We start from the raw sequence: 23,822 nt of genomic DNA, 5'->3' as shown, positions 1-23,822 counted from the left end.
GTGTGAACCCCACGCGCCGACCGCGCGTGTCACGACTACCGCCTCAATACCGTTCCTCCCATGACAGACGGGCTGACCGTGGACGAGGCCCTGCGGGCCTTGGCCGCCCTGGAGGCGGCGTGGAAGGACGACGACGAGGCGCTGGCCGCCCTCGCGGCGGGCGGCGACGGGGAGCGGCCGCTCCCGGCGCTGGTCGCCGCGTACGGCGAACACGCGATGGACACGCTGATGGCGCTGGCCTTCGGGCTGCGCGCCACCATGAGCGAGGAGGAGATGGCGGAGCTGTCGGACGCCGTCAGCGCCAACATCGGCGCCCGGATGAGCGCCCTGCTCACCCAGACCCTCAAGGCCTGGGGCATGCTCGCCCCCGCCGACGACCTGGGCGTCACCAAGGTCATCGCCCACACGGTGATCGACGCCATGAGGGCCGTCACCGAGGAGCCCAACAAAACCGAAGTCCTCCCCCTGCTCGCCACCTTCCGCACCTACGCCCTCAACGACAGCTGAGGGAAGAGAACACGACGGCGCGGGCTTCGACCGTCCTCGAAGCCCGCGCCGCTATTTGTGCGTCTTCATCCACCCCGCCACGAACGCGAATCCACCCGTGGACGAGGCAAGGAAGATGAGGACGAACACCAACGCGCCCGCAGAATCGGAAACGCGCTCAGGAATCATCGTCACGACCGCACCCGCGATCGCCAGACTCCCAACAACGATGATTCCAGCGCCGATTACGGCCGCATACATCTGCGGAGGACGACGACCAGCCGCTCGATGATCTCCGGCCGCGCGGCCCCGAGGTCGATCAGGATGACCCCGGTGGCCTTGGCCGAACGCCAGTCGATACCGAGGGACGGGAGCTTCACGTCGGCGGCGTGAAGGACGGCCTGGAGGTCGTCGAGAATGTCGGCCGCGATGCGACGGTCCTCGGCCGTGATCTTGTCGATCATCTTGCTCATCGGGCATCTCACTGTTCGGTGTTCGTGATCCAACGCGCCTCGGTGTCCCACTCCACGCCGCCGGTGGCGGGCCGGAGGTAGGCGCGCCCACGCTGCCACCCCATGAAGGCCCCCCACCTGCCCGAGCGGACGTCGAAGACCCGCTCGCCGACGACGGACGGCCGGTAGGCGACGGACGGCGGCGCCACCCGCCTCACGGGCGGCGCCGCCGGGGCAATGGCGTCGGCACTCATGCGCGCTTCGGGAACTGCGTCACCACACTGCGCACACCGGCACGGCGGGAAGTTCCGCCGCAGGACGAGGTTTTCGACAGATTGATTGTTGGTCATATTTGCTGCTCCGCTGATGAGTTAGCCGGATTCGGCTGTCACCGTCTGTGCTTCAAGCGTCACGCCTTGGGGCTAGGCTTGTGAAGAAGCGGCATGTCCCCACCCCTCTTGAAGACATCCGGAGGCCCCAAATGTCCGCACGCCCGCGCGAGCTCACGCCCGACCGGTCCCCCCGGCACTTCTTCGGGTCGGAGATCCGTCGCCACCGAACCTGCGCAGGCATGTCCATCGACGATCTGGCCTCGCGGGTTCGTTACAGCAAGTCCCACATGGCCAACATCGAGGCTGCGCACCGGACTCCGCCGCCGGACCTCCCGCCCCTGCTCGACACCGCGCTTCCGTCGTCAGACGGCTTCTTCACCCGGTTCTTCCCGCTCGTGAGCAGCGATTCATTTCCAGACTGGTCTCGGCGCTACATGGCACTTGAACCGGTCGCGAACACCCATCTGAAGTTCTCACTGTCGATTCCCGGTTTGTGGCAGACCGAGAACTACGGCCTTGCATTCCTGCGCCTTGGTCTCCCCAGAGCATCCGAGACGGAGGTCCGCGACCTCTGGGCGCTCCGAAAGGCTCGTCAGCAAGTCCTGCATCTCCCCAAGCCGCCCTTCATCTGGGCAGTTCTGGACGAAGCGGCCCTTCGACGAGTTGTCGGCGGTGCGGAAGTCATGCGCGGCCAGATCAGGCGCCTGATCGAGCTCGCCAGCAGCAGGGACGCTGTCGTCCAAATCCTGCCCATCGATCGATCTCACGGCGCCATCGGCGGCTCGTTGACCCTCCTCCACTTCGACGACGCGCCTCGGGTTGCCTACTTGGAGGGCCTGCTGTCCGGCCAGCTCCTGGAGTCCCCGGACGAAGTGACCAATATGGCACTGGTCTACGATACGCTCCGAGCGGCGGCGCTTACGCCTGACGATTCGTTGGCGTGGCTGGAAAGAGCAATGGAGGAACGTCCGAAATGACCCTGCCCGCTTCGGTAATCGACCTCTCCACCGCCGGCTGGTTCAAGTCAACCCACAGCGACCCTCAGGGCCAGGGCGACTGCGTTCAGGTGGCCACCAACTTCCAGGCCTCCCACGGCATCATCCTCATCGGCGACACCAAGTCGCCCGGCAGTCACCTCGTCTTCTCCCCCGAAGCCTTCATCGCCTTCATCTCCGCCACCGCCACCGGCGAGTTCGGCTCCGTCTGACCTTCTCTGTTCTCGCCAACGGACAGGATCGATCCCCACCCGGAGCGTCGAGGAGGCGGTTCTGTCGCACCGCCTCCTCGATTCGCGGTCGGGTCAGTTCGGCCGGTCGTTGCCGCGGTACAGCTGGGCGCCGGCGACCACGACCTGCCGGTCGGGATCGGGGTGGGCGTCGAGTTCGTCCGCGCTGCGGTATCCGAGGACGGCGCTGGCGCGGGTCGCCCCACCGATGTTCAGGCCCACGGTGTGGAAGACGGTGGCATCGAAGAGCAGCACACCACCGGCAGGAACGGGCACGGGAACGGCCTGATCGGTGAGATCGGCCAGCTCGGGGTGCTCATCCATCCAGGTCCCACCGCCATCGGGTTGCGGGACACCGACGTAGGCAGCGCGGTGGGACCCGGGCACGATCCAGGTGCAGCCGGTTTCCACGGTGGCGTCCTCGAAGTAGACCACGGCGGTCAGCAGGCCCCGGGTCGGCTGGAGTATGTCGCGGTGCAGCCGAACCTCCTGAGCCTCAGGGGAATTGAGGGATCCCTGGTTGTGCCGATTGAGGACGTAGACCACGTTCGGGCCGAGCAGGGCGGTAAGCGGCCCGGCGAGCGCGGGATGAGCAACGAGGCGGTGCATCAGGCCTCGGTCGTGCTGGTAGAGCCGGTACACCTTCGTGTGTCCGGCGGGCAGCCGGGCGGCGCGGACGCGAACCAGCTCGGCGACCTCGTCCAGGAGGTTACGGGGCAGACCGGGGTCGGGCAGCCGCAGGTATCCGAGGTCGCGGAAGTGCCGGGCCTGCTGCTCGGTCAACGCCGGCTGTTTGGTGGTGGGCACAGTCCTGGATTCCTCTCTGGCGGTGCGTCCGAAGACGGCCAAGCGATCGGGGGTGCCGAGGTCGGGGGCCGGGGTGCGGATGTCGTAGGCGCCGACCGAGCGGCCCTGGCTGATCGCCCAGGGCATGAACTGCCGGTACAGGTCCGCCTCGGCGGGGTGCGCGAGGCGCTGGGCGTAGTCCTCGAACAGGGTCCGGAACGGGGCCGGGGTGAGGGCGACGGCGCCGGTGCTGGTGGCCTGCCGCAAGCCCCGGCGGCACCCGGCGGGCAGGTGGGCGTCCACGCCCTCCAGCGCGTGGACGACGAACTCGCCGTCCGGGCCCAGGAACAGCCGGCCCGCGTTCTGCGCGAAACGGCCGGGCTCGGTGGTCACGGTCCAAGTCACGGCAACCGAGCGGGCGGTGTGCGCGGCGATGACGGAAGGCAACAAGGCGAACGGGAAGAGGGTGTCGGCGGGGAGGACCACGGCGGTGGGGGTGTCGGGCAGATGGACCAGCGCCGCGTAGGCGGCTCCGGCGGTGCCGAGCGGGTGGTCCTCGCGGTGGATGGTCAGTTCCACCTCTCGGGTTGAGTGGGTCCGGGCGAAGGCCTCGACGGCATCGGCGCCACTGGCCGGGTCGGTGCTGGTGAGCACCGCGATGCGGCGGAATCCAGCGGCGGTGAGCTGGGTGAGGACGTGGCCGAGCATCGGTATTCGGCCGGCAGGGGTGTCGATCGGCAGCAGCACCTTCGGCGTGCGGTTCAGCTCAGGATCGGTGGTGGCGCGCAGGCGGCTGCCCTTGCCTCCTGCCAGAACCAGGGCGACAGCGCGGGCGGGAAGCGAGGCGAGGGTGCTGGTGTACCAGTTGGTGGGGCGCGTCGTGCGGGCGGTGCTCTGTTCGGCCACGGGGACCTCCCGGGGTGGGCGGGTGAGCGTGAGATGGTGTGGCCCGGCCCGCCCGTCGTCTCCCCGGGTTACAGGAGCGAGAAAGCGTCCAGGGCCAGGTAGGCCGCGGCGGTGTCGGTCAGGCCTCCCTGGCGAAGTACGCGGGTGCGGAACTCCTGCAGGGTGAGCATGACGACCTCGATGAACTCGGTGCGCTCCGGGCGCGGTTCGGCGACCTTGACGCAGTCGGTTGCAAGGAAGGCGAAGCGCTGGGCGTTGGAGTAGGCGTCGTGCCAGTACGGCCCGGCGGCGCGCATCTCGCCCCGGTAGCCGGTCTCCTCCAGGAGCTCCCGGGCGATGGCGTCCGCCGGTTCTTCGCCGGGTTCGAGGAAGCCGCCCGGCAGCTCGTACAGCACGCGGTCGGGGCCGGGCCGGTACTGGCGGGCGAGGATGACATGCCGGTCGGGGGTGAGGGCGAGCACCGCCCCCGCCGGGCGCTCGCGCTTGAGGTAGAACTCCTCCTTCCGTCCGTCAGGCAGCTCGAAGTCGACGCGGTCCACGGATCGGCCGAACTTGCTGAAGACGGTGGCTCGTTCGACTTCTCGCCATGGTGCGGTGGTGTCGGTCATGCCAGGACTGTACGGCTCTGGCCCGAGGCCAGGTGCCGGCCTCGTCGTCGACGGTCGGCCGGCGCCTGCCAGTGGCTGGGGCGTGTCCAGGAGACCACCTGATCACCGGCCGCGACAACCCTCAGGTCCTCGCCGACCTGCGCCGGGCCGCCGAGGCCGACACCACCCAGGCCCGGGTGGTGGCCATGGCCACCACCCGCTTGGCCACCGTGCTCTACCGACAGGGCGACCGCGCCGAAGCGGACCATCTCGCCGCCGTGCGACGGGCCGCGGAACGTCCTCTCAGGTCTGGCTGAGAGCGGCGTCGATAAGGTCCCGTGCGGCGCTCGCCTTCGGGAAATACGAGTTCGACGCGGGCTTCGACCGTCCTCGAAGCCCGCTCGTGCACCGGCAGCCCACGCCCGCCGGTCGTCGGGCGAACCCGGGGCGCTTGCACCTCACGCGACGTCAGGGGGCATCGTTGGTGCATGAGCATCGACCAGACGTGGAAGGTCGGGCCGCTCGCCGAGGCGAGTGGGCTGACCGTTCGTACGTTGCACCACTGGGACCAGATCGGGCTTCTCAGTCCGTCCAGGCGTACGGCCGCCGGGCACCGCGAGTACACCGAGCAGGATGTGATCCGCCTGTACCAGGTGCTCGCGCTGCGTCGTCTCGGGCTGGGACTGGAGAGCATCGCGACGTGCCTGGAGGTCGGAGTCGACCCGGTTCGGCTGGTGAGTGAGCACCTGGCCGGCGTCGAGGCGTCCATCGCGTCCCTGGAGGCCCTGAGGCAGCGGCTGGCGCACATCCACGGCGAGCTGGCGTCCGACCGGGCGCCGGACGTCTCCGCGTTGATCGGCGCGCTCCAGTCGATGGGCAGCGCGGGACCGCAGGGCCAGGAGGCGCTGCGGCGTCACCTCGACAGCGACCAGCTGCGGACTCTGCGGGACCGGGCGGCAGGGCTGGGTCCTGCCGCGCACTACCTGCTGGAGGTGGAGTGGCCGGAGCTGTACCGCCGGGCCGAGGCGCTGCGGCTCGCCGGGGTCGATCCGGCGGCGCCCCGGGTGAGGAAGCTGGTCGCACGCATGGATGAGCTGAGCTCGCTGTTCACCGGGGGCGACGGCGGTGTCTCGACCGCGGTGCGGTCGGCCTGGCGGCACGAGCCGGCCGCGATGTCCGGCGACCCGGCGACTCCGGCCGACGCCTGGCACGACCTGGCCGCCTATCTCGACCGCGCCCGCGCCGCCAAGTGACCGTTCATTCCGTTCGCCCCTTCTTCCCAGAGGAGTACTCATGACCCGCCACATCCGCATCGGCATCTCCGTGTCCGCCGTCCTGCCCACCCTCGTCGCGGCCCTGGTCGTCTTCACGGCTCTGACGATCGGCGGGGTGCTGCCGTGGACCGTGCTCCCCTCCGTCCTCCTGGCCCTCACCGTCCAGGGGTTCATCACGTTCTTCCGGCTCGGACGCATCCCGGACGGCGCGGCGCGGCACGACGACGGGGCGACTACCGCCTGACGCACCAGGCCTCTCAGGTCTGGCTGAGCGCAGCCTCGATGAGGTCCAGCGGATCGCAAGGGCTGTCCGGGAGTTGGCCACTCCTGCCGCCGGGACCACGAGCTCCGTTCGACCGCCAGGAGCCGGTTGCCCTCCTCCCCTGGGATACGGTGCTGCGATGTCTCGATCAGCCGAAACCGGATCAGTGTCGTCCCCCGTCACCGCGGACGACGTCGACCTTGCCGTGCGGCTCGCCGTGGGCGTCCTGCGGGACGCGCCCTCGGAGGGGTGGGGCGATAAGGCCGGTTCGCTGGAGTGGGACTGCTGGGAGACCGTCGAGCACCTCGCCAACGACCTGCTGTACTACGCCGTGCAGTTGGGGCCGCAGAGCCCGCCGCTGGACACCCATGTGCCGTTCGCGCTGAACCGGAAGAGGCCGGACGGACCCACGGTCTTCGTCTTCGCGGAGCGCACTGCGGGTCCGGCCGGCCTGGTGCAGGTGCTGGAGGCGTGCGGCGCGCTGCTGGTCGCGATGGTGCGTACGGCCTCGTCCGAGGTGCGCGCCCACCACGCCGCCGGGGTGTCGGATCCTGAAGGCTTCGCGGCGATGGGGGTGGTGGAGACGCTGGTGCACATGCACGATGCGGCGGAGGGCTTCGGGCTTGCCTGGACCCCGCCCTCCGCTCTGTGCTCCCGGGTGCTCGCCCGTCTGTTTCCGGAGGCGCCGGGCGGCGCGGATCCCTGGCGCACCCTGCTGTGGGCGACCGGCCGCGCCGAACTGCCGGGGCACCCTCGTCTCACCTCGTGGCGCTGGGTCAGCACACCGCGGCCGTAGGAGGGGTTCGGCTTCGGACGTCAGGCCCGGAAGGCAGCGAGCAGCTTGTCCGTGAGGCGGTCCAGGTGGTCCGGGGCGGTCGGGGTGTGGACGACCGCGAGGCGCCAGTAGAGCGGGCCGGCGAGGAGGTCCAGGGCGCTGCGCCGCGGGTACCACGTGCTCGCCTACGACGGCCCCGGCCAGGGCGCCGCGCTGCGCGAACAGGGCCTCGTCCTTCGCCCGGACTGGGAGGCCGTCGTCACCCCCGTGCTCGACTTCGCGCTCACCCGCCCCGAGATCGCCCCGGACGGGCTCGCGCTCATGGGCTACAGCCTCGGCGGCCACCTCTCCGCCCGTGCCGCCGCCCACGAGCACCGGCTGGCCGCCCTGGTGCTGGACGACGGCCTCTACGACTACCACCAGGCCCACACCCGGCTCATGCCGCCGTTCCTGCGGGAGTGGGTCGGAGCCGGGCGCGACGACCTCGCCGACCCGGTCCTGAGCCTGATGATGCAGGCCTCCACCCAGCTCCGCTGGGCCCTGCGCAACGGCGTGTGGACGTTCGGCGCCGATTCCGCCGCGGACTACATCCGGCGCACCGCCGACTACACCCTCGACGGCGTCGCCCCGCTCATCGACTGCCCCACCCTCGTCCTGGACGCCGAGCACGACCAGTTCTTCCACGGCCAGCCCCAGCTCGTCCGTGCGGCGCTGACCTGCCCGCACACCCTGGTCACGCTGTCCGAGTCCGAGGGCGCGGGCGAGCACTGCCACATGGGGGCCATGGCGCGATTCCAGCAGGTCACGTTCGACTGGCTCGACACCACCCTCGCCCCGGAGCGGCCGGCGGGCGGGCGGCGGGGGCACTTCAGCCGTGACGACAACGGCGAAGTGGTGGGGGCCGGCCTGGCCGGGCGACCGTTCCGGCGGATCTGACGCCCCCTTGCGTCAGGGCGCCGCCGCGTCGGCGACGAGCTTGAGGGCCAGTTGCCGGGTGGCCTCGTCCGCCTTCTCGGGGCTGCCCGTGTCGAACGGCGGCTCGGGGTCGTACTCGATCGCGAGCTGCATCGCCCGGCCGACCTCGTCGTCGGAGAGGCGGGCGGCCAGGTGCAGGCCCAGGTCGATGCCGGCGGACACGCCCGCCGCGGTGATGATCTTGCCCGATTCGACGAAGCGGCCCGGCGTGACGACCGCGCCGAACGTCTCCGCGAGGTAGGGCCGCGAGGCCCAGTACGTGGTGGCCGGGACGCCGCGCAGGAGGCCGGCGGAGCCGAGGACGAGGGCGCCGGTGCAGACGGACGTGGTCCACGTCGAGTGCTGGTGGATGCGGCGCACCCAGGCCAGGACGGACGGGTCGTTCATCGTCGCGATCGTGCCGCGGTTGCCGCCGCCGGGGATCAGGAGCACGTCCGCGTGCGGCACGTCCGTCATGGCCCGCTCCGCGCCGAGTGCCAGCTGCCCGGTGTCCGTGCGGACCGGACCGGCCTTGCGGCCGACCGTGACCACACGGACGCCCGGGACGCGGCACAGCGCCTCGTACGGGCCGACCGCGTCCAGGGCGGTGAAGCCGTCGTAGAGCAGGACGGCCACGCGGATCCGCTCGCGCTGCCCAGCGGATGCGGCGGTCGGGACACCGGCCAGGCCGACACCGAGAGCGCCTGCCGCTGCCGTTGCCCTGCGGAGCACCGTGCGACGGGTGGTGCCCGTGCTCGAAGTCATCGTCGAACCAACTCCCTTGATGGATGATCACCCAGGCAGTCGGATCGGCGGCCGGGCCGGTTCCCGAAGGGATGTCAGAACCCGGTCAGGCGACGCCGCTCGGCTACTCGGCGACCCTGATGTCGAACGACTCCCGATGGCGGGCGCCGCCCGGGTCGTCCGCGCTGCGCACCTCGACCGAGCCGCCCTCCAGGATCCCGGGCTCCTGCTTGGGGGAGATCAAGATCCGGACGAGGGCGGTCGCGCTGCCGCCGCTCGGCAGGCCGGGCCCGAACACGCAGTGCACCTGCCTGCCACGCGCCCCGACCTTGCAGTCCGTGGGAAAGAACGGGGCCTGCGGGGTCACCCCCTCCGGCAGGGTGACGGTGACCGTGAACGGCGAGGCGGTGGTGTCCGGGCCGAAGTTGGCGACGAAGGCGTGGATCGTGGTGGTGCCGCCGGGTGCCGCCGGGTCCGGGTCGATCCGGACCACCTCCAGGTGGGAGTGGGACGGCTTGGCGGCCACGGCGGGCAGCGTGGAAGCCTCGGGCGGGCCCGGCACGACGCCCCCCAGCGCCGGCCGCGGGTCGGGCTGCCGCAGCGCCCAGGACGGGCCGGCGGCCAGCACCGCCACCGCACAGCCCGCCATCGCCGCCGCGACCAACCCGGCCCCGCCGAATCCCCTACTACGGTGTTCCATGTCGTTCACCCTGCTCTCACGCTCCGGCCGCCCGCGCCGTCGCGGGCGGCGTCCGCATCAGCGTGGTGGAACGGCAGCCGCCCGCACGGTGGACGCGCTCGGGGGACCACCGAACGGAGGAACCGGCAGGAGGCCGAGACGGCTGACGGTCCGGTTGACGTCGATGGGCAGCGCGTCCCCCCGGAGGCAGTCCGCGAGCGGAGCGTCGGCGACGAGGTACAGCGTCGCGTCCCGGTCGTACAGGACGTCGACGAGGTTGGCGAAGCGCTGCGCCGCGTCCCGGCGGCCGGAGGTGAGTTCGGGCAGGCCTGAGAGCACCCAGGTGTCGAAGCGGTCGGCGAGGCGCAGGTAGTCGACGGTCGAGGTGCGTTCGTCGCACAGCTCGTGGAAGTCGAACCAGACGAGACCGTCGCGCACCGCGCGGGCGGTGAGCTCGCGGCCGCCGGTCCGGACGGTCTGCCGCTCGGCGGCGGCCGGCGGTTCGAGCCCGGCCTCGCGCAGCTGCCGCTCGCTGCCGGGCCAGAGGTAGCCCCCGCCCTCGAACCGCGAACGGCTGGTCCTGGTACGGGACTTCGCGCGGGAGCGGTAGTCGTGCGGGCCCGCGACCTCCAGGACGTCCAGGGAGCTTTCGAGCAGCTTGATGGTCGGCTCGAACATGTGGTGGTGAACGGGGTTCGGCAGCAGGCCGGCGGGCGGGTAGTTGGAGGTGGCCACCAGGGTGACCTTCTGCTCGACCAGCGAGGTGAGGACGCGGCCCATCATCATCGCGTCGCCCGGGTCGTGCACGTGGAACTCGTCGAAGAACAGCAGCCGGCAGTCGCTGAGCAGTTCCGCGACGGCGAGGTCGCAGGCGTTCCGCTCCTTGCGGTGGCGGGCGTGGACGGCGTGGAACTCCCGGAAGAACTCGTGGAAGTGCACCCGGCGCTTGTTCCGCAGCGGCAGCGCCTCGTAGAAGACCCCGGTCAGCCAGCTCTTGCCGCGCCCGACCGGCCCCCACACGTAGACACCGCGCGGCGGCTTCCCGGCACCGAAGAGGCGCCGGCGGGCGGACAGGTCGGCGCCGAGCCGGGCGAGCCGCTCGGCCGCCGCGGTCTGCGAGCCGTCGAGCGCGAAGCCCGCTTCCGCGGCGGCACGCTCGAACATCTCCATCATCTGACGGCCCCCCGGTCCCACGCCGACACCACCGAAGCCGGTGGCGGTGTCCGCTGCCCCCGGCGAGCGCTGGTGATCTTGCCAGATGCCCCTGGCCTGCGACAACGCCCGACCGGCGGCGGCCGCTCAGCCGACCGTGAAGCCCCCGCGGGTCACCGTCTCCCGCAGCCAGCCGAGCCAGTCGCGCCACACCTCCGCGGCCTCCAGCTCGGCCCGCAGGCCGGCCGGGGCGAGGGCGTAGCGGCCCAGGGCGCCGGCGATCTCCTGGGGGCCGACGATCCACGGGCCGTTGCTCGACAGCTTGAACTCCGGGACGCCGACTCCCCCCGGCACGGTCTGCGCGGCGGCGGCCCGCTCGGCCGCCCTGTAGGCGTCCCGCCGGGCCCGGCTCGCGGACCGCCAGTCCTCGGCGCCCTCGAACGGCCAGTCCGGAAACGGCTGCCGCTCGGCCCGGTAGCTCATGGCGGCACGGCGCATCCCGTCCCGGCACACCGCCATCCCGGCGACGTTCAAGCAGAACCGGAACGGCTCCGCGAGCGAAAAGTACGCCTCCGCGCACCTCGGCTCGTGATCGCACACCAGGCCGCTCCCGGCGCAGTCCTCCCACCGGCTCCGCGCCCGCCCCGCGGCCTCGGGCAGCTCCACCCACTCCACCTCGTAACCCACGAGCCCTCCCCCGCTCCCGGACCAGCCCGCACAGGATGTCACCCCGGCACCTGCCCGGGCGATCCGAATTCGCCCGCCGCGCACCGCACGGGCGGTCGGCCCGCAGCCTGCCGGGCCGAACCGGCAGCGACGCCCGCCGGCGCCCGGGGCGGCTTCCGCTGCCGCCCCGGGCACGTTCCCCCTCGCTTCCGCTACTTCGTCAGGGCCGCGCGGAGGTACGCCAGGATCTCCGCCTGGGCGGCCGCGGCCTGCGGTTCCACGCCGGGCAGGGTGAGGAACGCGTGCTTCGCTCCCGGGTACTCGGAGAGCCGTACGGGGGTCCCGGCGGCGCGCAGCCGCTCGGCGTAGCGGCGGCCGTGGTCGGCGACCGCGTCCTGGGTGGGGACCACGAGGAGCGCCGGGGCGAGGCCGCCCAGGTCGGCGACGAAGAGCGGGGAGACCGCCGCGGCGTCGGCTCCCGGCGGGACGGCGAGCCGCCGGAGGAGTCGCAGCAGCGGCAGGGCCCGGGTCGGGCGGTCCGCGTACTCGGCCATCGAGGGGTAGTCGGGCATCGACTCGGTGACGTCGACGACGGGGTTGACCAGCACCTGCGCCCTGAGCTCCAGGCCGGCCTCCCGGGCCCGAACGGCCGTCAGCGCGCTGATCAGCGCGCCGCAGCTCTCGCCGAAGACGGCCACGCGCGCCGGGTCGACGCCCCACCGCGCGGCGTGTCGGACCACGTGCCGGAGCACGTCCCAGCCGTCGTCGGCGGCGTGCGCGAGCGGGCGGTCGGGGGCGAGCAGACGGTGCTCGACGGAGACGACGAGGGCGGGCAGCCGTGCGGCGAGGTGGCTGCTGGTCCAGTCGCACTGCGCGGCCGTGCCCACGAAGCCGCCGCCGTGGACGTGGACCACGAGGGGCAGGTCGGTGCGAGCGCCCCCTTCCGGCGGGGCCGGCCGGTAGACCCGGACCGGGAGGTCGCGGCCGGGCAGCGCGAGCTGCTGCCAGGCGATCGCGGCGCCGGGGTGCGGTTCCCCGAGGATCGCCCGCGCGGCGTCGGAGGCGCGGAAGCGGTTCTCGGCGTCGCGGTACGTGCGCAGTTCCGCGGGCGTGATCGCCGCGAAGTCCGGTTCCGGCGGCCGGGTCGCGGTCGCCGTCGTGGTCGTGCTCGTGGTCGTGGTCTCGCTCATGTGTCCTTCTCCCCTCGAACAGTGCGCCGCCCTCATTATGCACGCACCGCGTGCAACACCAAGCGCAACGGAAAGCGCAACGGAGAGTGCATGGTTTAGGCTGTGCCCGGACGAGAGGGGCGAGATGACTGGCCGCAGGCGATGGTCGACCGAGGAGATCCTGGACACGGCGGCGGAGCTGCTGCGCACGGGCGACGCCGAGTCGTTCAGCGTGCGCAAGCTCGCCGCGGCGCTCGGGACCGACTCCTCCAGCCTCTACCGGCACTTCCGCAACAAGACCGAGCTGCTGCGCGCGGTCGCCGACCGGGTCCTCCAGGCGGCCATGGACGGCTACCGCCCCGAGGGCGACTGGAAGCAGCGCATCACGGCCCTGGGCCTGCGCCTGCGCGAGGCCTTCGGCGAGCAGCCCCAACTCGCCGCGCTGTGGGGGCGTTACGCGTCCGGCGGCACCGGATCCCGGCTGGTCATGGAGGAGTTGCTGCAGGCCCTGCGCGCGTCGGGCCTGCCCGACGAGGAGGTGCCGGTGCGGTACCACCGCATCGTGATCCTGATCGCCTCGCTGATCGCCTCCGAGGGCGGCATCGGCAGCATCACCGCCACGGAGTACGAGCAGGCCATGGAGCAGTTCCGGGTCGCGGTGCTCGGCGCCGATCCCGAACGCTTCCCCGCCCTGGCGCACTTCGCCCGCGACGTCCGCCCGCTCGGCGCGGACCGCCGCGCCGCGTTCGAGGAGATCCTCGCCGCCCACCTCTCCCGGATCGAGGAGTCGATCAGCGACGCGCGGGCGTACCGGTGATCAGGTCTCCGGGCGTCAGTGGCCCTCGACGACCATGAAGGGGCCGGTGCGCCAGTAGACCCGGGACGGGCCGCCGCTGGGGCGGTCGTGGTTCAGGTAGCGGCGGCCGGCGCCGAGGGTGCCGAGCCGGAAGGGGGTGAGGGTGCCGGCGGCCAGGGCGTCGGCCTCGGGCGGGGTGACCGGCAGGAGGGTGAGGTACTGGGCGTCGTCGCCGTTCTTCCAGTCGATGAACTCGGTGAAGATCGAGGCGAAGTGCTGTCCGCAGGTGCGGCAGCGGCGGGTCGAGACCATGAAGTGGGAGTCGTCCACCACGTCCGTCCCGTGTGCGAAGACCGTCGCCCGGTCGCGCCAGACCGCTTCCGCGCTCGGCGCGCAGCACACCTCGCAGCCGAACTCGGCGATCGTCTCGCTCATGCCCACCACCCTCCCGTTTCCTCGGCCTCACGATAGCCGAGCGCGCGGGGCGTCGGCCGGGCCGGCGCATCGCCCGGGCGGGCTACCGTCCCGGTAGCAGGCGGCCTCCCCCGAAGGGGTGAACGGGGCGGGACGGGCGGTGCCGGAGACGGACGCGGCACCCCCGCCCGCGGCGCGATCCTCGATGCGTCGGATCGTTCAACCCCAGCTCGCACCAGGAGAGTTCGCCATGACCGCCGCTCACACCCCGCCGGCCCGGCTGCACGGTCGAACGGCACCGGGCGTGCCCCGCTGGGCGGTGCGGGCCGCCTACCTCACCTCGCTGACCGTGCTGCCGGCCGGGCTCTGGCGGGTCCTCGCCGTCGACTTCCGGCTGCCGCTGATGGACGCCCCCGCGGACGGCACCCCGCCGCCGGACTGGTTCGGCGGCGAGTGGTGGTACGTCATCGCGCTGAGCGTGGTGAGCGAACTGCTGGCGTTCCTGGCGGTCGGGCTGGTCAGCGAGTGGGGCGAGGTGTGGCCCCGGTGGATCCCGGTCCTGGGCGGGCGCCGGGTGCCGGTGCTCGCGGCGGTGATCCCGGCCGGCCTGGGCGCGGCGTTCAACACCCTGCTGTGGCCGTACTCGCTGACCATGGTCAGCCTCGGCTACCGGGTCGACGGCACCCCCGGCGTGGGCCTGCACGTGTCCGCCTGGCGGGACGTGGTCTTCTGCGCGGCCTACTGGCCGCTGGCCGCGTGGGGGCCGCTGCTCGCCGTCCTCACGGTGCACTACTACCGCCGGCGTCGCGCTACTGCCCTCCAGCCCGTTCAGTAAACCGAACGAACCGCTCGCTCAGTCCTGGTGCGGCAGCCGCTCGCCGCCCACAGTCCCGCCTGCGTCCCCGGCCCCGTCCGCGAGGTGCGGGTGCGGCTCGGCGCGGCACTGGAGCAGCAGGACGGAGCGGACCGGCTCGCCGCCCACGGCCGTGTAGGCGTGCGGCAGCGCGGCGTCGAAGCCGATGTAGTCGCCGGGGCCGAGCTCGACCTCGCGGCGCCCGGCCCGCACCCGCAGCCGGCCGGACTGGACGACGGTGTGCTCGGTGCCGGTGTGGCCGGCGGAGATCTGGGTGCCGTCGGTGCGCACCACCTGGTCGTAGACCTCGAACACCTCGCCGCCGGACTCGATCCGGCGCAGCGGGCGCAGGTCGACGCCCCGGCCGCTGAGCACGTCGACCTCGGCCGCCCGGACCACCGTGACCTGGTCGGCGGGCCCGGCCTCCACCAGGTCGGAGATCGGGACGCCGAGCACCCGGGCGAGGCCGAACACCGTCTCCAGGGTGGGGTTCCCGGCGCCGGACTCCAGCTGGGAGAGCGTCGCCTTGCCGATGCCGGCCTGCCGGGACAGCTCGGAGAGCGAGAGCCCGCGCGCCGCCCGTACCCGCTTGAGGTTGGCGGCGAGGACGCCCCGCACCGAGCCCTCGAAACCGTTCACCCTCGACCTCTTCTCTCCCGTCACCGTTCGTTATACCGTACGGAACGCTTGCCGTACGCCTGCCGCGCACACCCACCGGGCAGCGTAGCGAAGGCACCCCGCACCGACCCTCCCCCTCTGGAGACGCCATGTCCGAAGCCCAGCCCGCCGAAGCCGTCAAGTACCGGAAGAACGGCCTCACCCGCGGCGTGACCGACGAGCTGGCCGCGAGCATGACGCAGGGCTGGGCCGACACCGAGCGCCGCGACCTGGAGCCGATCGCGCAGGCCACGCACACCGCCCGCCGGCGCGCGGCGCTCTCCGCCGCGTACCCGGGCGAGCTGCTGGTCGTCCCGTCCGGCAACCCGAAGGTGCGGGCCAACGACACCGACTACCCGTTCCGCCCGTCCTCCGACTACGTCTACCTGACGGGCGACCAGTCCCAGGACGCCGTCCTGGTGCTGGAGCCGACCGGCGCGAGCGGCCACGAGGCCGTGCTCTACCTGCGCGGCCGGTCCAGCCTGACGAACGGCGAGTTCTGGCTCGACAACCACGGCGAGCTGTGGGACGGCCGCCGCAACAGCCTGACCGAGAGCGAGCGCCTGCTCGGCCTGCCCTGCCGCGACGTCCGCGGCGTGCACGACGACCTGCGCGCGGCCGCCGCCGGCGGCGCCCCGGTGCGCGTGCTGCGCCGGCACGACGCGGCGCTGGAGCGGACCCTCGCCGACCGGCTCGACGCCGAGCGGGACGCCGAGTTCGAGGTCTTCCTCTCCGGACTGCGGCTGGTCAAGGACGAGTTCGAGATCGCCGAGCTGCGCTTCGCCTGCGACGCGACCGCCCGCGGCTTCGAGGACGTGGTGCGCGTCCTCGGCACCGACTCCGCGACGCCGGAGCGCCTGATCGAGGGCACCTTCTTCGTCCGCGCCCGGATCGAGGGCAACGACGTCGGCTACAGCACCATCGCCGCGGCCGGCCCGCACGCCACCACCCTGCACTGGGTCCGCAACACCGGCCACGCCCAGCCCGGCGACCTGCTGCTGCTCGACGCGGGGGTGGAGACCAACGAGCTGTACACCGCCGACGTCACCCGCACCCTGCCGGTCAGCGGCCGCTTCACCGACCTGCAGCGCAAGGTGTACGACGCCGTGTACGCCGCCCAGGAGGCCGGCATCGCCGCGGTGAAGCCCGGCGGGCAGTTCCGCGACTTCCACCACGCCGCGCAGCGCGTCCTCGCCGAACACCTCACCGCCTGGGGCCTGTTCGGCGACCTGAGCGCCGACAAGGTCTACGAACTGGGCCTGCACCGCCGCTTCACCCTGGCCGGCACCGGCCACATGCTGGGCATCGACGTCCACGACTGCGCCCACTCGCGCACCGAGGAGCACGTCGACGGGCCGCTGGCGGCGGGCATGGTGCTCACCGTGGAGCCGGGCATCTACTTCCAGGAGAACGACCTGACGGTGCCGGAGGAGTACCGGGGCATCGGCGTGCGGATCGAGGACGACATCCTGGTCACCGAGGAGGGCAACGAGAACCTGTCCGCCGCCCTCCCCCGCCGCTCCGACGAGGTCGAGGCCTGGCTGGCCCGCCTCCGCGGCTGAGCGGGACTCAGCCCTGCAGCGGCTTCACCCAGCGGCTCCACTGCGGTTCCGGCTGGTAGCCCGCGGCCTGCCAGGTGCGGTGGCCGAGGGCGTTGTCGTCCAGCACCATGGCGTCGGCCCGGCGGCCGCCGAGCGCGGTGAAGCGCTGCTCGGCGGCCGCGAGCAGGGCGGCGCCGATGCCGCGCCGGCGGTGGTCCGGGTCGACGGCCAGGCGGTAGAGGTGGCAGCGCCAGCCGTCCCAGCCGGCGATGACGGTGCCGAGGAGGCGGGCCGGGTCGTCGGCCGGGGCGGCGACGATCAGGCACTCCGGGTCGCGGGCCAGCAGCGCGGCGACGCCGGCCGCGTCGTCGGTGATGCTGGTGCCCTTGGCCGCGCGCGCCCAGAGGGCGAGCAGGGCGGGGATCTCGTCGGGGGTGGCGGGTCGCAGGACGATCTCGTCGGTCATGGCGGCCTGTCTAGCAGGACGGTCCCGTGCGCTGCCGGGAATTCCACGTCACGGACGGCCGCCCCGGCCCGGCCCGGCCGGGCTCGGCCGGGCTCGGCTCGGTCAGGATCAGCCCAGCCGCCACACCGTGGTGGTCTTGACCGCGGTGTCCTCCAGGTCGGCGACGACCGGCACCCGGTACGCGGCGAGCGAGGTGAACCGGTCCCGGGGCAGGTAGGCGCGGCCGGGGTCCCCGACGATGACGGTGGCGCCGCGCGCGACGGCCCGCTCCAGGAAGGGCAGGAAGCGGGCGGCCATGGCCCGTTCGTAGAAGACGTCCCCGGCGAGCACCACGTCGGCGGGCGCGCCGTCGCCGTCGACCAGGTCGACCAGCGCGCCCTCCACCCGGACGCCGTTGGACTCGGCGTTGAGGCCGATGGCCGCCACCGCGTAGGCGTCGATCTCGGCGGCCCGCACCGTCCGCGCGCCGCGCAGGGCGGCGGCCACGCCGACCAGGCCGGAGCCGGCGGCGATGTCCAACACGGCCTTCCCCGCGACGAGTTCGGGGTGGTCCAGGACGTACCGGGCGACCGCGACCCCGCCGGCCCAGGCGAACGCCCAGAACGGCGGCGGTAGGTCGGCGGTGCCGCGCTCCCGTTCGGTGGTCTCCCACAGCGCGATGGCGTCCTCCGCCATGTGCAGGCTGATCTCGGGCAGGAAGGGGACGGGCTTCAGCTCGGTCTCACGCCGGATGAAGGCGAGGTCGTCGACCGGCTGGGGAGTTCGCAGCTCACTCGGCATGCCCGCAGCATAGGGCCCGTAGGGGGGTTCTCACGCACCGTGAGGGAGCGAGGTCGGCCCGCGCACCGAGGACCCGCGCCGAGGACCCGCACCGAGGACGCGGGCGACGGGCCGGCGGCCGGGCTGGACGCCGCCCCGGTCGAACGTCTACATTTCTGTAGTCGCCGGAGACGTACGACATCACCCCCCGGACAGCCGTCCGTCTCCGGCGACCTCATCGCTCCGGGGCGCGCCTCAGCCGCGCTCGTCCACCACCCGCTTGATCTTCCCGACCGAGCGCTCCAGCGTGTACGGATCCACCACCTCGGCCTCGACGGTGACGCCCACCCCGTCCTTGACCGCCCGCACGATCGCCGCCCGCGCCTCCTCCCGCTGCCCGGCCGGCGCCTCCGGGCGGGCCTCGACCCGCACCGTCAGGTGGTCCATCCGCCCGCGCCGGCTCAGCCGCAGCTGGAAGTGCGGGGCGACACCCGGGGTGCGCAGAAGGATCTCCTCGATCTGGGTCGGGAAGAGGTTCACCCCGCGCAGGATGATCATGTCGTCGCTGCGCCCGGTCACCTTCTCCATCCGCCGGAAGGCGGCCCGCGCGGTGCCGGGCAGCAGGCGGCTGAGGTCACGGGTGCGGTAGCGGATGACGGGCAGGGCCTCCTTGGTGAGCGTGGTGAGGACGAGTTCGCCGCTCTCGCCGTCCGGCAGGGCCCGGTCGGTGAAGGGGTCGACGATCTCCGGGTAGAAGTGGTCCTCCCAGATGTGCAGGCCGTCCTTGGTCTCCACGCACTCCTGCGCGACGCCGGGGCCCATCACCTCGGAGAGGCCGTAGATGTCGACGGCGTGCAGGTCCAGCCGGTCCTCGATCTCGCGGCGCATCTCCTCCGTCCACGGCTCGGCGCCGAAAATGCCGACCCGCAGCGAGGTCTTGCGCGGGTCGACGCCCTGGCGCTCGAACTCGTCGAGCAGGGTGAGCAGGTAGGACGGGGTGACCATGATGATCTCGGGCCGCAGGTCCTGGATGAGCTGCACCTGGCGGGCGGTCATGCCGCCGCCGGCCGGGATCACCGTGCAGCCGGCCCGCTCGGCGCCGTAGTGCGCGCCGAGGCCGCCGGTGAACAGCCCGTAGCCGTAGGCGATGTGCACCTTGTCTCCGGGCCGGCCGCCGGCGGCGCGGATCGAGCGGGCGACGAGGTCGGCCCAGGTGGAGAGGTCGCGCTCGGTGTAGCCGACGACGGTCGGGCGGCCGGTGGTGCCGCTGGAGGCGTGCAGCCGGCGGACCTGGTCGAGGGGGACGGCGAACATGCCGTACGGGTAGCCCTCGCGCAGGTCGGCCTTGGTGGTGAACGGGAAGCGGGCGAGGTCGGCCAGGGTGCGGCAGTCCTCGGGGCGCACGCCGGCCGCGTCGAACTTCCGGCGGTACGTCTCGACGTGGTCGTACGCGTGCCGCAGGGTGGCCCGGAGCCGGTCGAGCTGGTGGGCGCGCAGCTCGTCGGCGTCCATCCGCTCGCCGGCGTCGAGGAGCTCGGGCGGGATCGGGTCGCCGAGGCGCCGCTGCGGGGTGGGTGCGCTGCCGGTCATCGTCGCTCCTTCGCGGGTCGACCCCCGGGGGCCTACCGATCGTTCGGTTCGGACGGGCTCGGCCCAGGTAACCGAGCGGGTGGATCACCTGTCAAGACACCCTCGCCTCCCGGCTCCCTCCCGTCTTGGCAAAGTTCCGGAATGCGAAGTTTCAGGGGCTTCGCAGGGAGATCACCCGCCCGCTTAGCTGGCCGATATGAAAATCATTACGGAATTTTGACCCGTGGACCGCCTCCCCCGGCCCGGACGCGTGGAACAGTGGTGCGGCTTCCCCCCACACCCCGGAGTGATCACCTTGGCCTCGACTCCCGCCCTGGTCAGCGCGCTGCGCGAACTCGGCGACCGACCCGCCGTCGTCGTCGGCAGCCGAGCGATCAGCGGCATCGGACTGCTGCTCGGCGTCTCCCCGCCGGGCGGCCTCCCCAGAGCCCTGGCCGAACGCGTCGCCCAGCACGCCGCGCTCGCCCCCTCCGCCGCCCGCACCGCCGAACAGCGGCTCCGCCACTGGGCCGGCGTCCTCGGCCCCCTGCCGATCCGGCACACCGTGCTGCACCCCGCCACCGACCTCGCCGTCGAACTCGGCCTCGCCACCCTGCTCGCCGGCGGCACCGTGCACTGCGGCGACCCCGAGCAGCAGCCCGACGAGCTGCTCGCCGCCCTCGCCGCCACCGGCGCCACCCACCTCAGCCTGCCCTCCGCGCTGCTCTGGCGGCTCAGCCGCCAGCCCGGCCTCGGCGACCACGACCTCGGCACGCTGCGCCTGATCCTGCACGTCGGCCCCGAACCACGGCAGGACGACGTGTACGAAGCCGTCGAGGCGCTCGGCGCCGTCCTCGCCCACGTCCGCGCCCCGCACAGCGAGGACGAGGACGCCGACCGCCGGCTGCGCGCCGACGCCGAAGCCGCCGAGGCCGCCGCCTGGAAGCACAGCATCGGCGTCACCGCCGAACACGTCCGCGACTTCGGCGCCCACCTCGACCGGGCCGTGCTCGCCTCACTGCTGCTCACCCTCCAGCAGTACGGCGTGCTCACCGACCCTGCGCAGGGCCACCACGAGGCCGAGATCCTGGCCACCGCCCGGGTCACCCCGGCCGAGCGGCCCCGGGTCCGGCGCTGGCTCGATGCGCTCGCCCGGCACGGCCTGATCAGCCGCCAGGACGGCGGCGCCCGGCAGGACGGCGACGCCCAGCCGCACGATGCCGGCGCCCAGGGCCCGTCCTACCTCGGCGCGCCCGCCCTCGCCGCCGCCGACGTCCGCGAGTCCTGGCGCCCCGCCGCCGAGAGCTGGGCCGACGGCCTCGGCCCGGCCAACGCCCTGGACCGCGTACGGCGCGGCGCCGCCCGGCTCCCCAAGCTGATCAGCGGCGAGGAGGCGCCCCGCCCGGGCGCCGCCCCGGTCCGCTGGGCCGCCTCCCGCGGCTACCTCGGCGCGGCGCTCGGCGCCCTGGTGCGCGCCACCGCCGAGGCCCACACCGGGCCCGCCCCGCTGCGGGTGCTCGAACTCGACCGCGACGGCGCCGAGACCACCGTCGCCCGCGCCCTCACCGCCCGCCCCCGCCCGGACGCCGAACACCACCTCAGCCCGGACGGCGACCGCTACGACCTGGTCGTCGCCACCGCCACCGGGCGGCCCGAGGAAGAGGCCGCCGCCCTCACCGCCCTGCTCGCCCCCGGCGGCCGGCTGCTCCTGCTCGCCCCCACCGCCGAGCAGCTCGACCTGCTGGTCACCGGTGACGCCCGCGGCCTCGCCGCCGAGCCCGCCGAGGCCTGGCGGGCGGCGCTCACCGCCGCCGGCTGCCCGACCGTCCTCGCCCTGCCGGCGGACGGGCACCCGATGGGGCTGCTGGGGCAGCGCCTGTTCGCGGCCCGGGTGGGCTGAGTCGGGCCGGGCCGGGCCGTCGACGTCAAGGCTGCGGCCGAGGCTGGGGCTGAGCCCGAGGCCGAGGTGCCGTGACCCGGGCTCGTGGCCGTCCGGTGAAGTCCGGATCACGCACCGCCACCCGATCCGTACCATTTCGATACCGAAGCCGGGGTGAGCTGCGAAGATCCTCGCCGCGCGGGCCCGGCCCCCGGTAGGCTCCGGCATGTCCTCCGGCCCCGGTGTGCGGGCGGCTTCCTTCGCCGCCGTGCCGTGTCCGGGCGGCAACCCCCGCGGGCCATTCGGTGGGCACCGCGCACTCGACACCGCGCGCCAGGGCAGTCGCGCGAACGGCGAAGGGCAACGCATTGGCGGATCGGCTCACCGGAGGAGACTCCTCCCTGCTGCGGCGGATCAATGCGGCCGTCACGCTCCGGGCGCTGCGCTCCGGCAACTCGGTGACCCTCACTCAACTCGTCGGCGAGACCGGCCTCTCCCGCCCGACCGTCGAGGGCGTGATCGAGGGCCTGGTCGAGACCGGCCTGGTCGCCGAGGTCGAGCAGCCCCGGGAGGACGGCCAGCCGGGCCCCGGACGGCGCGGCCGGCCCGCCCGCTGGTTCCGTTTCCGCGCCGAGGCCGGGCACATCCTGGGCATCGAGATCGGGGTGCACGACATCCGGGTCATCCTCGCCGACCTCACCGGCGAGGTGGTGGGCAGTCACTTCAAGCCCGTCGACGAGACCCTGGAGGCCGAGGACCGGCTCTCCGCCGTCCGCACCGCCGTCGCCGAGGTGCTGCGCAAGGCCGGCATCTCCCGGGACAACCTGTGGGCGGTCGGCATCGGCACCCCCGGCATCGTCGACCGCGAGGGCACCGTCCAGCTCGGCACCGCGATGCCCGGCTGGACCGGCCTCGACCTCGGCGCCCGGCTGCGGCGATCCTTCCGCTGCCCCGTCCTGATCGAGAACGACGCCAACCTCGCCGCCATCGCCGAGCACTGGCAGGGCGCGGCGGTCGGCGCCGACGACGTCGTGTTCGTGATGGCCGGGCTCAGCCCCGGCGCCGGCTCGCTCATCAACGGCCGCCTGCACCGGGGTTACGGCGGCGCGGCCGGCGAGATCGGCGCGCTGCACCTGCTCGGCCAGGAGGTCACCCCCGAGCGGCTGCTCTCCACCACCGGCAAGCCGCTCAACCCGCTGGACGAGGCCGCGGTGGCCCGGGTGCTGCGGCTGGCCCGGGAGGGCGACGAGGTCGCGAAGGTCGCGATGGACCGTTTCCTCACCCGGCTGGTGCAGGGCGTCGCCGCCCTCGTCCTGGCCATCGACCCGCGACTGGTCGTCATCGGCGGCTGGGCGGCCGGGCTGGACGGCGTGCTGGAGCCGCTGCGCGAACGGCTCGCCCAGTTCACCCTGCGCGCCCCCGAGGTCGCCCTCGCGGCGCTCGGCTCGGAGGTGGTGGCGATGGGCGCGCTGCGCGTCGCCCTGGACCACGTCGAGGAGCAGCTGTTCGCCGTCGACCCGCCCCGGATCTGAGCCACCGGGCCGGTTCCCGCAGCTCCACCAACTCCTCTGTCTCCCTCAACTCCTTCAACTCCTTCAACGACCGGGGCCCGGGCGCCAGTTGGCGTCCGGGCCCCGGTCTGAGGGTGTCGGGAAATGGTTCAGGAGGCGGTGCGGACGCCCTCGGCCGCGCCGACCGGGGTGACCTCGACCAGCCCGGTCTCGCCGAAGGTCAGCTTGCAGGTGTCCGCCCGGTAGGTGGAGACGGCGAGCGCGACCAGGCGGCCGGCGGCGGCGTACTGGGTGGTCATGACCAGCACCGGCGAGCCGGGCGGGCGCTCCAGCAGGGCGGCCTCCTCGGCCTCGGCGACGCCCAGCTCGACCGCGCGGGACTCGCCGTCCACCTCCAGGCGCTCCAGCTGGCGCAGCACCGAGCGGGCCCGGTCGCTCTCCGCCCGGAAGCCGGGCAGGTGCGGCAGCGCGGCGGCCGGCACGTGCAGCGACTCGGTGGCCATCGCGCGGCCCTCGACCAGCCGAACCCGCCGTACGGTGTGCACGGTGGCGCCCTCGGCGATGCCGAGGCCCTTGGCCAGCGCCGCGGAGGCGGGGGCGGTGGTGCAGTCGACCGTCCGCCAGGCCTGGCTGCGGGCGGCGCCCGGCCAGCCCTCCTCCTGCCGGTTGACCGGGACGCCGACCCGCGGGGCGGCGATCAGCGTGCCGATCCCGCGCCGGCGCACCAGGCGGCCTTCGAGCTCCAGCTGGTCCAGGGCCTGCCGCAGCGTCGCCCGGGCCACGCCGAAGCGGGCCGACAGCTCACGCTCGTTGGGCAGGACCTGGCCGGTGGAGAACTCCGTGTCGATGGCCTTCAGCAACACCGTGCGCAGGTGCCAGTACTTGGGCTCCGGCACCGCCGAGAGCTGTCCAGTCGTGCCCACCGTGT

The 23,822-nt window shown here is 73.2% G+C and carries 27 protein-coding genes; 12 read left to right on the top strand and 15 right to left on the bottom strand.

Annotated features, from left to right (window positions below):
• The first annotated feature begins 60 nt into the window (after nt 1–60).
• Nucleotides 61–507, top strand: a complete 447-nt coding sequence (locus AB2U05_RS30805) for a hypothetical protein (RefSeq protein ID WP_045691916.1) — start codon at nt 61–63, stop codon at nt 505–507.
• A 224-nt stretch (nt 508–731) separates the two neighbouring features.
• On the opposite strand, the gene AB2U05_RS30800 is transcribed toward AB2U05_RS30805, so the two are convergent.
• Nucleotides 732–959 carry a hypothetical protein gene (locus AB2U05_RS30800; RefSeq protein ID WP_369184909.1) on the bottom strand — a complete coding sequence of 76 codons (228 nt, stop codon included), beginning with the start codon at nt 957–959 and terminating at the stop codon, nt 732–734.
• Between the two features lie 8 nt (nt 960–967).
• Nucleotides 968–1,288: a hypothetical protein gene (locus AB2U05_RS30795; RefSeq protein WP_369184908.1), complete on the bottom strand. Its 321-nt coding sequence runs from the start codon at nt 1,286–1,288 to the stop codon at nt 968–970.
• A 131-nt stretch (nt 1,289–1,419) separates the two neighbouring features.
• Here AB2U05_RS30795 and AB2U05_RS30790 point away from each other — a divergent pair, with 131 nt between their 5' ends.
• Entirely contained in the window at nt 1,420–2,247 is an 828-nt protein-coding gene (locus tag AB2U05_RS30790) for a Scr1 family TA system antitoxin-like transcriptional regulator (protein WP_369184907.1), read from the top strand.
• Nucleotides 2,244–2,477 carry a DUF397 domain-containing protein gene (locus AB2U05_RS30785; RefSeq protein ID WP_369184906.1) on the top strand — a complete coding sequence of 78 codons (234 nt, stop codon included), beginning with the start codon at nt 2,244–2,246 and terminating at the stop codon, nt 2,475–2,477. The genes AB2U05_RS30790 and AB2U05_RS30785 overlap by 4 nt, the downstream gene beginning before the upstream one ends.
• 93 nt (nt 2,478–2,570) lie before the next feature.
• Here AB2U05_RS30785 and AB2U05_RS30780 read toward each other — a convergent pair whose 3' ends face one another.
• Nucleotides 2,571–4,187 (bottom strand): phytanoyl-CoA dioxygenase family protein, encoded by a 1,617-nt coding sequence (locus AB2U05_RS30780; protein ID WP_369184905.1) that lies wholly within the window; start codon nt 4,185–4,187, stop codon nt 2,571–2,573.
• Nucleotides 4,188–4,255: 68 nt separating this feature from the next.
• Nucleotides 4,256–4,795 carry an NUDIX hydrolase gene (locus tag AB2U05_RS30775; RefSeq protein WP_369184904.1) on the bottom strand — a complete coding sequence of 180 codons (540 nt, stop codon included), beginning with the start codon at nt 4,793–4,795 and terminating at the stop codon, nt 4,256–4,258.
• Between the two features lie 467 nt (nt 4,796–5,262).
• Here AB2U05_RS30775 and AB2U05_RS30770 point away from each other — a divergent pair, with 467 nt between their 5' ends.
• From AB2U05_RS30770 to AB2U05_RS30755, 4 genes are all read left to right on the top strand, one after another.
• The gene (locus AB2U05_RS30770; RefSeq protein ID WP_369184903.1) at nt 5,263–6,027 is read left to right on the top strand and encodes a MerR family transcriptional regulator; all 765 of its coding nucleotides are present in this window, start codon (nt 5,263–5,265) and stop codon (nt 6,025–6,027) included.
• A 40-nt stretch (nt 6,028–6,067) separates the two neighbouring features.
• Nucleotides 6,068–6,292: a hypothetical protein gene (locus tag AB2U05_RS30765; RefSeq protein WP_369184902.1), complete on the top strand. Its 225-nt coding sequence runs from the start codon at nt 6,068–6,070 to the stop codon at nt 6,290–6,292.
• A gap of 157 nt (nt 6,293–6,449) precedes the next feature.
• On the top strand, nt 6,450–7,106 hold the full coding sequence (locus tag AB2U05_RS30760) for a hypothetical protein (protein ID WP_369184901.1): 657 nt from the start codon (nt 6,450–6,452) through the stop codon (nt 7,104–7,106).
• A gap of 138 nt (nt 7,107–7,244) precedes the next feature.
• Nucleotides 7,245–8,021 (top strand): alpha/beta hydrolase family protein, encoded by a 777-nt coding sequence (locus AB2U05_RS30755; RefSeq protein WP_369186016.1) that lies wholly within the window; start codon nt 7,245–7,247, stop codon nt 8,019–8,021.
• 12 nt (nt 8,022–8,033) lie between these two features.
• On the opposite strand, the gene AB2U05_RS30750 is transcribed toward AB2U05_RS30755, so the two are convergent.
• The 5 genes from AB2U05_RS30750 to AB2U05_RS30730 all read right to left on the bottom strand — a co-directional run bounded on the left by AB2U05_RS30750 (nt 8,034) and on the right by AB2U05_RS30730 (nt 12,470).
• The gene (locus AB2U05_RS30750) at nt 8,034–8,804 is read right to left on the bottom strand and encodes a DJ-1/PfpI family protein (protein ID WP_045710324.1); all 771 of its coding nucleotides are present in this window, start codon (nt 8,802–8,804) and stop codon (nt 8,034–8,036) included.
• Between the two features lie 103 nt (nt 8,805–8,907).
• A complete protein-coding gene (locus AB2U05_RS30745; RefSeq protein ID WP_369184900.1) occupies nt 8,908–9,483 on the bottom strand; it encodes a hypothetical protein in 576 nt (191 codons plus the stop codon).
• 57 nt (nt 9,484–9,540) lie between these two features.
• Entirely contained in the window at nt 9,541–10,626 is a 1,086-nt protein-coding gene (gene zapE, locus AB2U05_RS30740; protein ID WP_369184899.1) for a cell division protein ZapE, read from the bottom strand.
• A 135-nt stretch (nt 10,627–10,761) separates the two neighbouring features.
• Entirely contained in the window at nt 10,762–11,301 is a 540-nt protein-coding gene (locus AB2U05_RS30735; RefSeq protein ID WP_369184898.1) for a hypothetical protein, read from the bottom strand.
• Nucleotides 11,302–11,492: 191 nt separating this feature from the next.
• Entirely contained in the window at nt 11,493–12,470 is a 978-nt protein-coding gene (locus AB2U05_RS30730; RefSeq protein ID WP_369184897.1) for an alpha/beta hydrolase, read from the bottom strand.
• 124 nt (nt 12,471–12,594) lie between these two features.
• On the opposite strand from AB2U05_RS30730, the gene AB2U05_RS30725 reads away from it, so the two are divergent.
• Nucleotides 12,595–13,266 carry a TetR/AcrR family transcriptional regulator gene (locus AB2U05_RS30725; RefSeq protein WP_369184896.1) on the top strand — a complete coding sequence of 224 codons (672 nt, stop codon included), beginning with the start codon at nt 12,595–12,597 and terminating at the stop codon, nt 13,264–13,266.
• A 15-nt stretch (nt 13,267–13,281) separates the two neighbouring features.
• Here the strand turns inward: AB2U05_RS30725 and AB2U05_RS30720 are convergent, their stop codons facing one another.
• Complete coding sequence (locus tag AB2U05_RS30720) at nt 13,282–13,680, bottom strand: hypothetical protein (RefSeq protein ID WP_157881956.1); 399 nt, start codon at nt 13,678–13,680, stop codon at nt 13,282–13,284.
• Nucleotides 13,681–13,909: 229 nt separating this feature from the next.
• Between AB2U05_RS30720 and AB2U05_RS30715 the strand changes: the two genes are divergently transcribed.
• Nucleotides 13,910–14,494 carry a hypothetical protein gene (locus tag AB2U05_RS30715; protein ID WP_369184895.1) on the top strand — a complete coding sequence of 195 codons (585 nt, stop codon included), beginning with the start codon at nt 13,910–13,912 and terminating at the stop codon, nt 14,492–14,494.
• 18 nt (nt 14,495–14,512) lie between these two features.
• On the opposite strand, the gene AB2U05_RS30710 is transcribed toward AB2U05_RS30715, so the two are convergent.
• Nucleotides 14,513–15,151, bottom strand: a complete 639-nt coding sequence (locus AB2U05_RS30710; protein ID WP_045691932.1) for a helix-turn-helix domain-containing protein — start codon at nt 15,149–15,151, stop codon at nt 14,513–14,515.
• A gap of 128 nt (nt 15,152–15,279) precedes the next feature.
• Between AB2U05_RS30710 and AB2U05_RS30705 the strand changes: the two genes are divergently transcribed.
• A complete protein-coding gene (locus tag AB2U05_RS30705; protein ID WP_369184894.1) occupies nt 15,280–16,731 on the top strand; it encodes an aminopeptidase P family protein in 1,452 nt (483 codons plus the stop codon).
• A 7-nt stretch (nt 16,732–16,738) separates the two neighbouring features.
• On the opposite strand, the gene AB2U05_RS30700 is transcribed toward AB2U05_RS30705, so the two are convergent.
• From AB2U05_RS30700 to paaK, 3 genes are all read right to left on the bottom strand, one after another.
• Nucleotides 16,739–17,176: a GNAT family N-acetyltransferase gene (locus AB2U05_RS30700; protein WP_045710329.1), complete on the bottom strand. Its 438-nt coding sequence runs from the start codon at nt 17,174–17,176 to the stop codon at nt 16,739–16,741.
• 108 nt (nt 17,177–17,284) lie between these two features.
• Nucleotides 17,285–17,956, bottom strand: a complete 672-nt coding sequence (locus tag AB2U05_RS30695) for a methyltransferase (RefSeq protein WP_369184893.1) — start codon at nt 17,954–17,956, stop codon at nt 17,285–17,287.
• A 234-nt stretch (nt 17,957–18,190) separates the two neighbouring features.
• The gene (paaK, locus tag AB2U05_RS30690) at nt 18,191–19,525 is read right to left on the bottom strand and encodes a phenylacetate--CoA ligase PaaK (RefSeq protein ID WP_369184892.1); all 1,335 of its coding nucleotides are present in this window, start codon (nt 19,523–19,525) and stop codon (nt 18,191–18,193) included.
• 295 nt (nt 19,526–19,820) lie between these two features.
• Between paaK and AB2U05_RS30685 the strand changes: the two genes are divergently transcribed.
• Together AB2U05_RS30685 and AB2U05_RS30680 are read left to right on the top strand one after the other, a co-directional pair.
• Nucleotides 19,821–21,404, top strand: a complete 1,584-nt coding sequence (locus tag AB2U05_RS30685; RefSeq protein ID WP_369184891.1) for a hypothetical protein — start codon at nt 19,821–19,823, stop codon at nt 21,402–21,404.
• A gap of 347 nt (nt 21,405–21,751) precedes the next feature.
• Nucleotides 21,752–22,915 (top strand): ROK family protein, encoded by a 1,164-nt coding sequence (locus tag AB2U05_RS30680; protein ID WP_045691938.1) that lies wholly within the window; start codon nt 21,752–21,754, stop codon nt 22,913–22,915.
• A gap of 128 nt (nt 22,916–23,043) precedes the next feature.
• On the opposite strand, the gene AB2U05_RS30675 is transcribed toward AB2U05_RS30680, so the two are convergent.
• Entirely contained in the window at nt 23,044–23,817 is a 774-nt protein-coding gene (locus AB2U05_RS30675) for a GntR family transcriptional regulator (RefSeq protein ID WP_045692054.1), read from the bottom strand.
• Between the last annotated feature and the right edge of the window lie 5 nt (nt 23,818–23,822).

The sequence above is a fragment of the Streptomyces sp. Y1 genome (assembly GCF_041053115.1).
Classification (GTDB): Bacteria; Actinomycetota; Actinomycetes; order Streptomycetales; family Streptomycetaceae; genus Kitasatospora; species Kitasatospora rubellomurina.
This window is presented reverse-complemented; position numbering and strand designations above follow the sequence as displayed.

Bases quoted from the DNA above. Each gene is read 5' to 3' on its own strand.
- AB2U05_RS30775 (WP_369184904.1), bottom strand. From the start codon at position 4,795: ATGACCGACACCACCGCACCATGGCGAGAAGTCGAACGAGCCACCGTC.
- AB2U05_RS30695 (WP_369184893.1), bottom strand. From the start codon at position 17,956: ATGCCGAGTGAGCTGCGAACTCCCCAGCCGGTCGACGACCTCGCCTTC.
- zapE (WP_369184899.1), bottom strand. From the start codon at position 10,626: ATGTTCGAGCGTGCCGCCGCGGAAGCGGGCTTCGCGCTCGACGGCTCG.
- AB2U05_RS30730 (WP_369184897.1), bottom strand. From the start codon at position 12,470: ATGAGCGAGACCACGACCACGAGCACGACCACGACGGCGACCGCGACC.
- AB2U05_RS30715 (WP_369184895.1), top strand. From the start codon at position 13,910: ATGACCGCCGCTCACACCCCGCCGGCCCGGCTGCACGGTCGAACGGCA.
- paaK (WP_369184892.1), bottom strand. From the start codon at position 19,525: ATGACCGGCAGCGCACCCACCCCGCAGCGGCGCCTCGGCGACCCGATC.
- AB2U05_RS30795 (WP_369184908.1), bottom strand. From the start codon at position 1,288: ATGACCAACAATCAATCTGTCGAAAACCTCGTCCTGCGGCGGAACTTC.
- AB2U05_RS30745 (WP_369184900.1), bottom strand. From the start codon at position 9,483: ATGGAACACCGTAGTAGGGGATTCGGCGGGGCCGGGTTGGTCGCGGCG.
- AB2U05_RS30700 (WP_045710329.1), bottom strand. From the start codon at position 17,176: ATGACCGACGAGATCGTCCTGCGACCCGCCACCCCCGACGAGATCCCC.
- AB2U05_RS30720 (WP_157881956.1), bottom strand. From the start codon at position 13,680: ATGAGCGAGACGATCGCCGAGTTCGGCTGCGAGGTGTGCTGCGCGCCG.
- AB2U05_RS30750 (WP_045710324.1), bottom strand. From the start codon at position 8,804: ATGACTTCGAGCACGGGCACCACCCGTCGCACGGTGCTCCGCAGGGCA.
- AB2U05_RS30765 (WP_369184902.1), top strand. From the start codon at position 6,068: ATGACCCGCCACATCCGCATCGGCATCTCCGTGTCCGCCGTCCTGCCC.
- AB2U05_RS30705 (WP_369184894.1), top strand. From the start codon at position 15,280: ATGTCCGAAGCCCAGCCCGCCGAAGCCGTCAAGTACCGGAAGAACGGC.
- AB2U05_RS30790 (WP_369184907.1), top strand. From the start codon at position 1,420: ATGTCCGCACGCCCGCGCGAGCTCACGCCCGACCGGTCCCCCCGGCAC.
- AB2U05_RS30785 (WP_369184906.1), top strand. From the start codon at position 2,244: ATGACCCTGCCCGCTTCGGTAATCGACCTCTCCACCGCCGGCTGGTTC.
- AB2U05_RS30800 (WP_369184909.1), bottom strand. From the start codon at position 959: ATGAGCAAGATGATCGACAAGATCACGGCCGAGGACCGTCGCATCGCG.
- AB2U05_RS30805 (WP_045691916.1), top strand. From the start codon at position 61: ATGACAGACGGGCTGACCGTGGACGAGGCCCTGCGGGCCTTGGCCGCC.
- AB2U05_RS30760 (WP_369184901.1), top strand. From the start codon at position 6,450: ATGTCTCGATCAGCCGAAACCGGATCAGTGTCGTCCCCCGTCACCGCG.
- AB2U05_RS30725 (WP_369184896.1), top strand. From the start codon at position 12,595: ATGACTGGCCGCAGGCGATGGTCGACCGAGGAGATCCTGGACACGGCG.
- AB2U05_RS30770 (WP_369184903.1), top strand. From the start codon at position 5,263: ATGAGCATCGACCAGACGTGGAAGGTCGGGCCGCTCGCCGAGGCGAGT.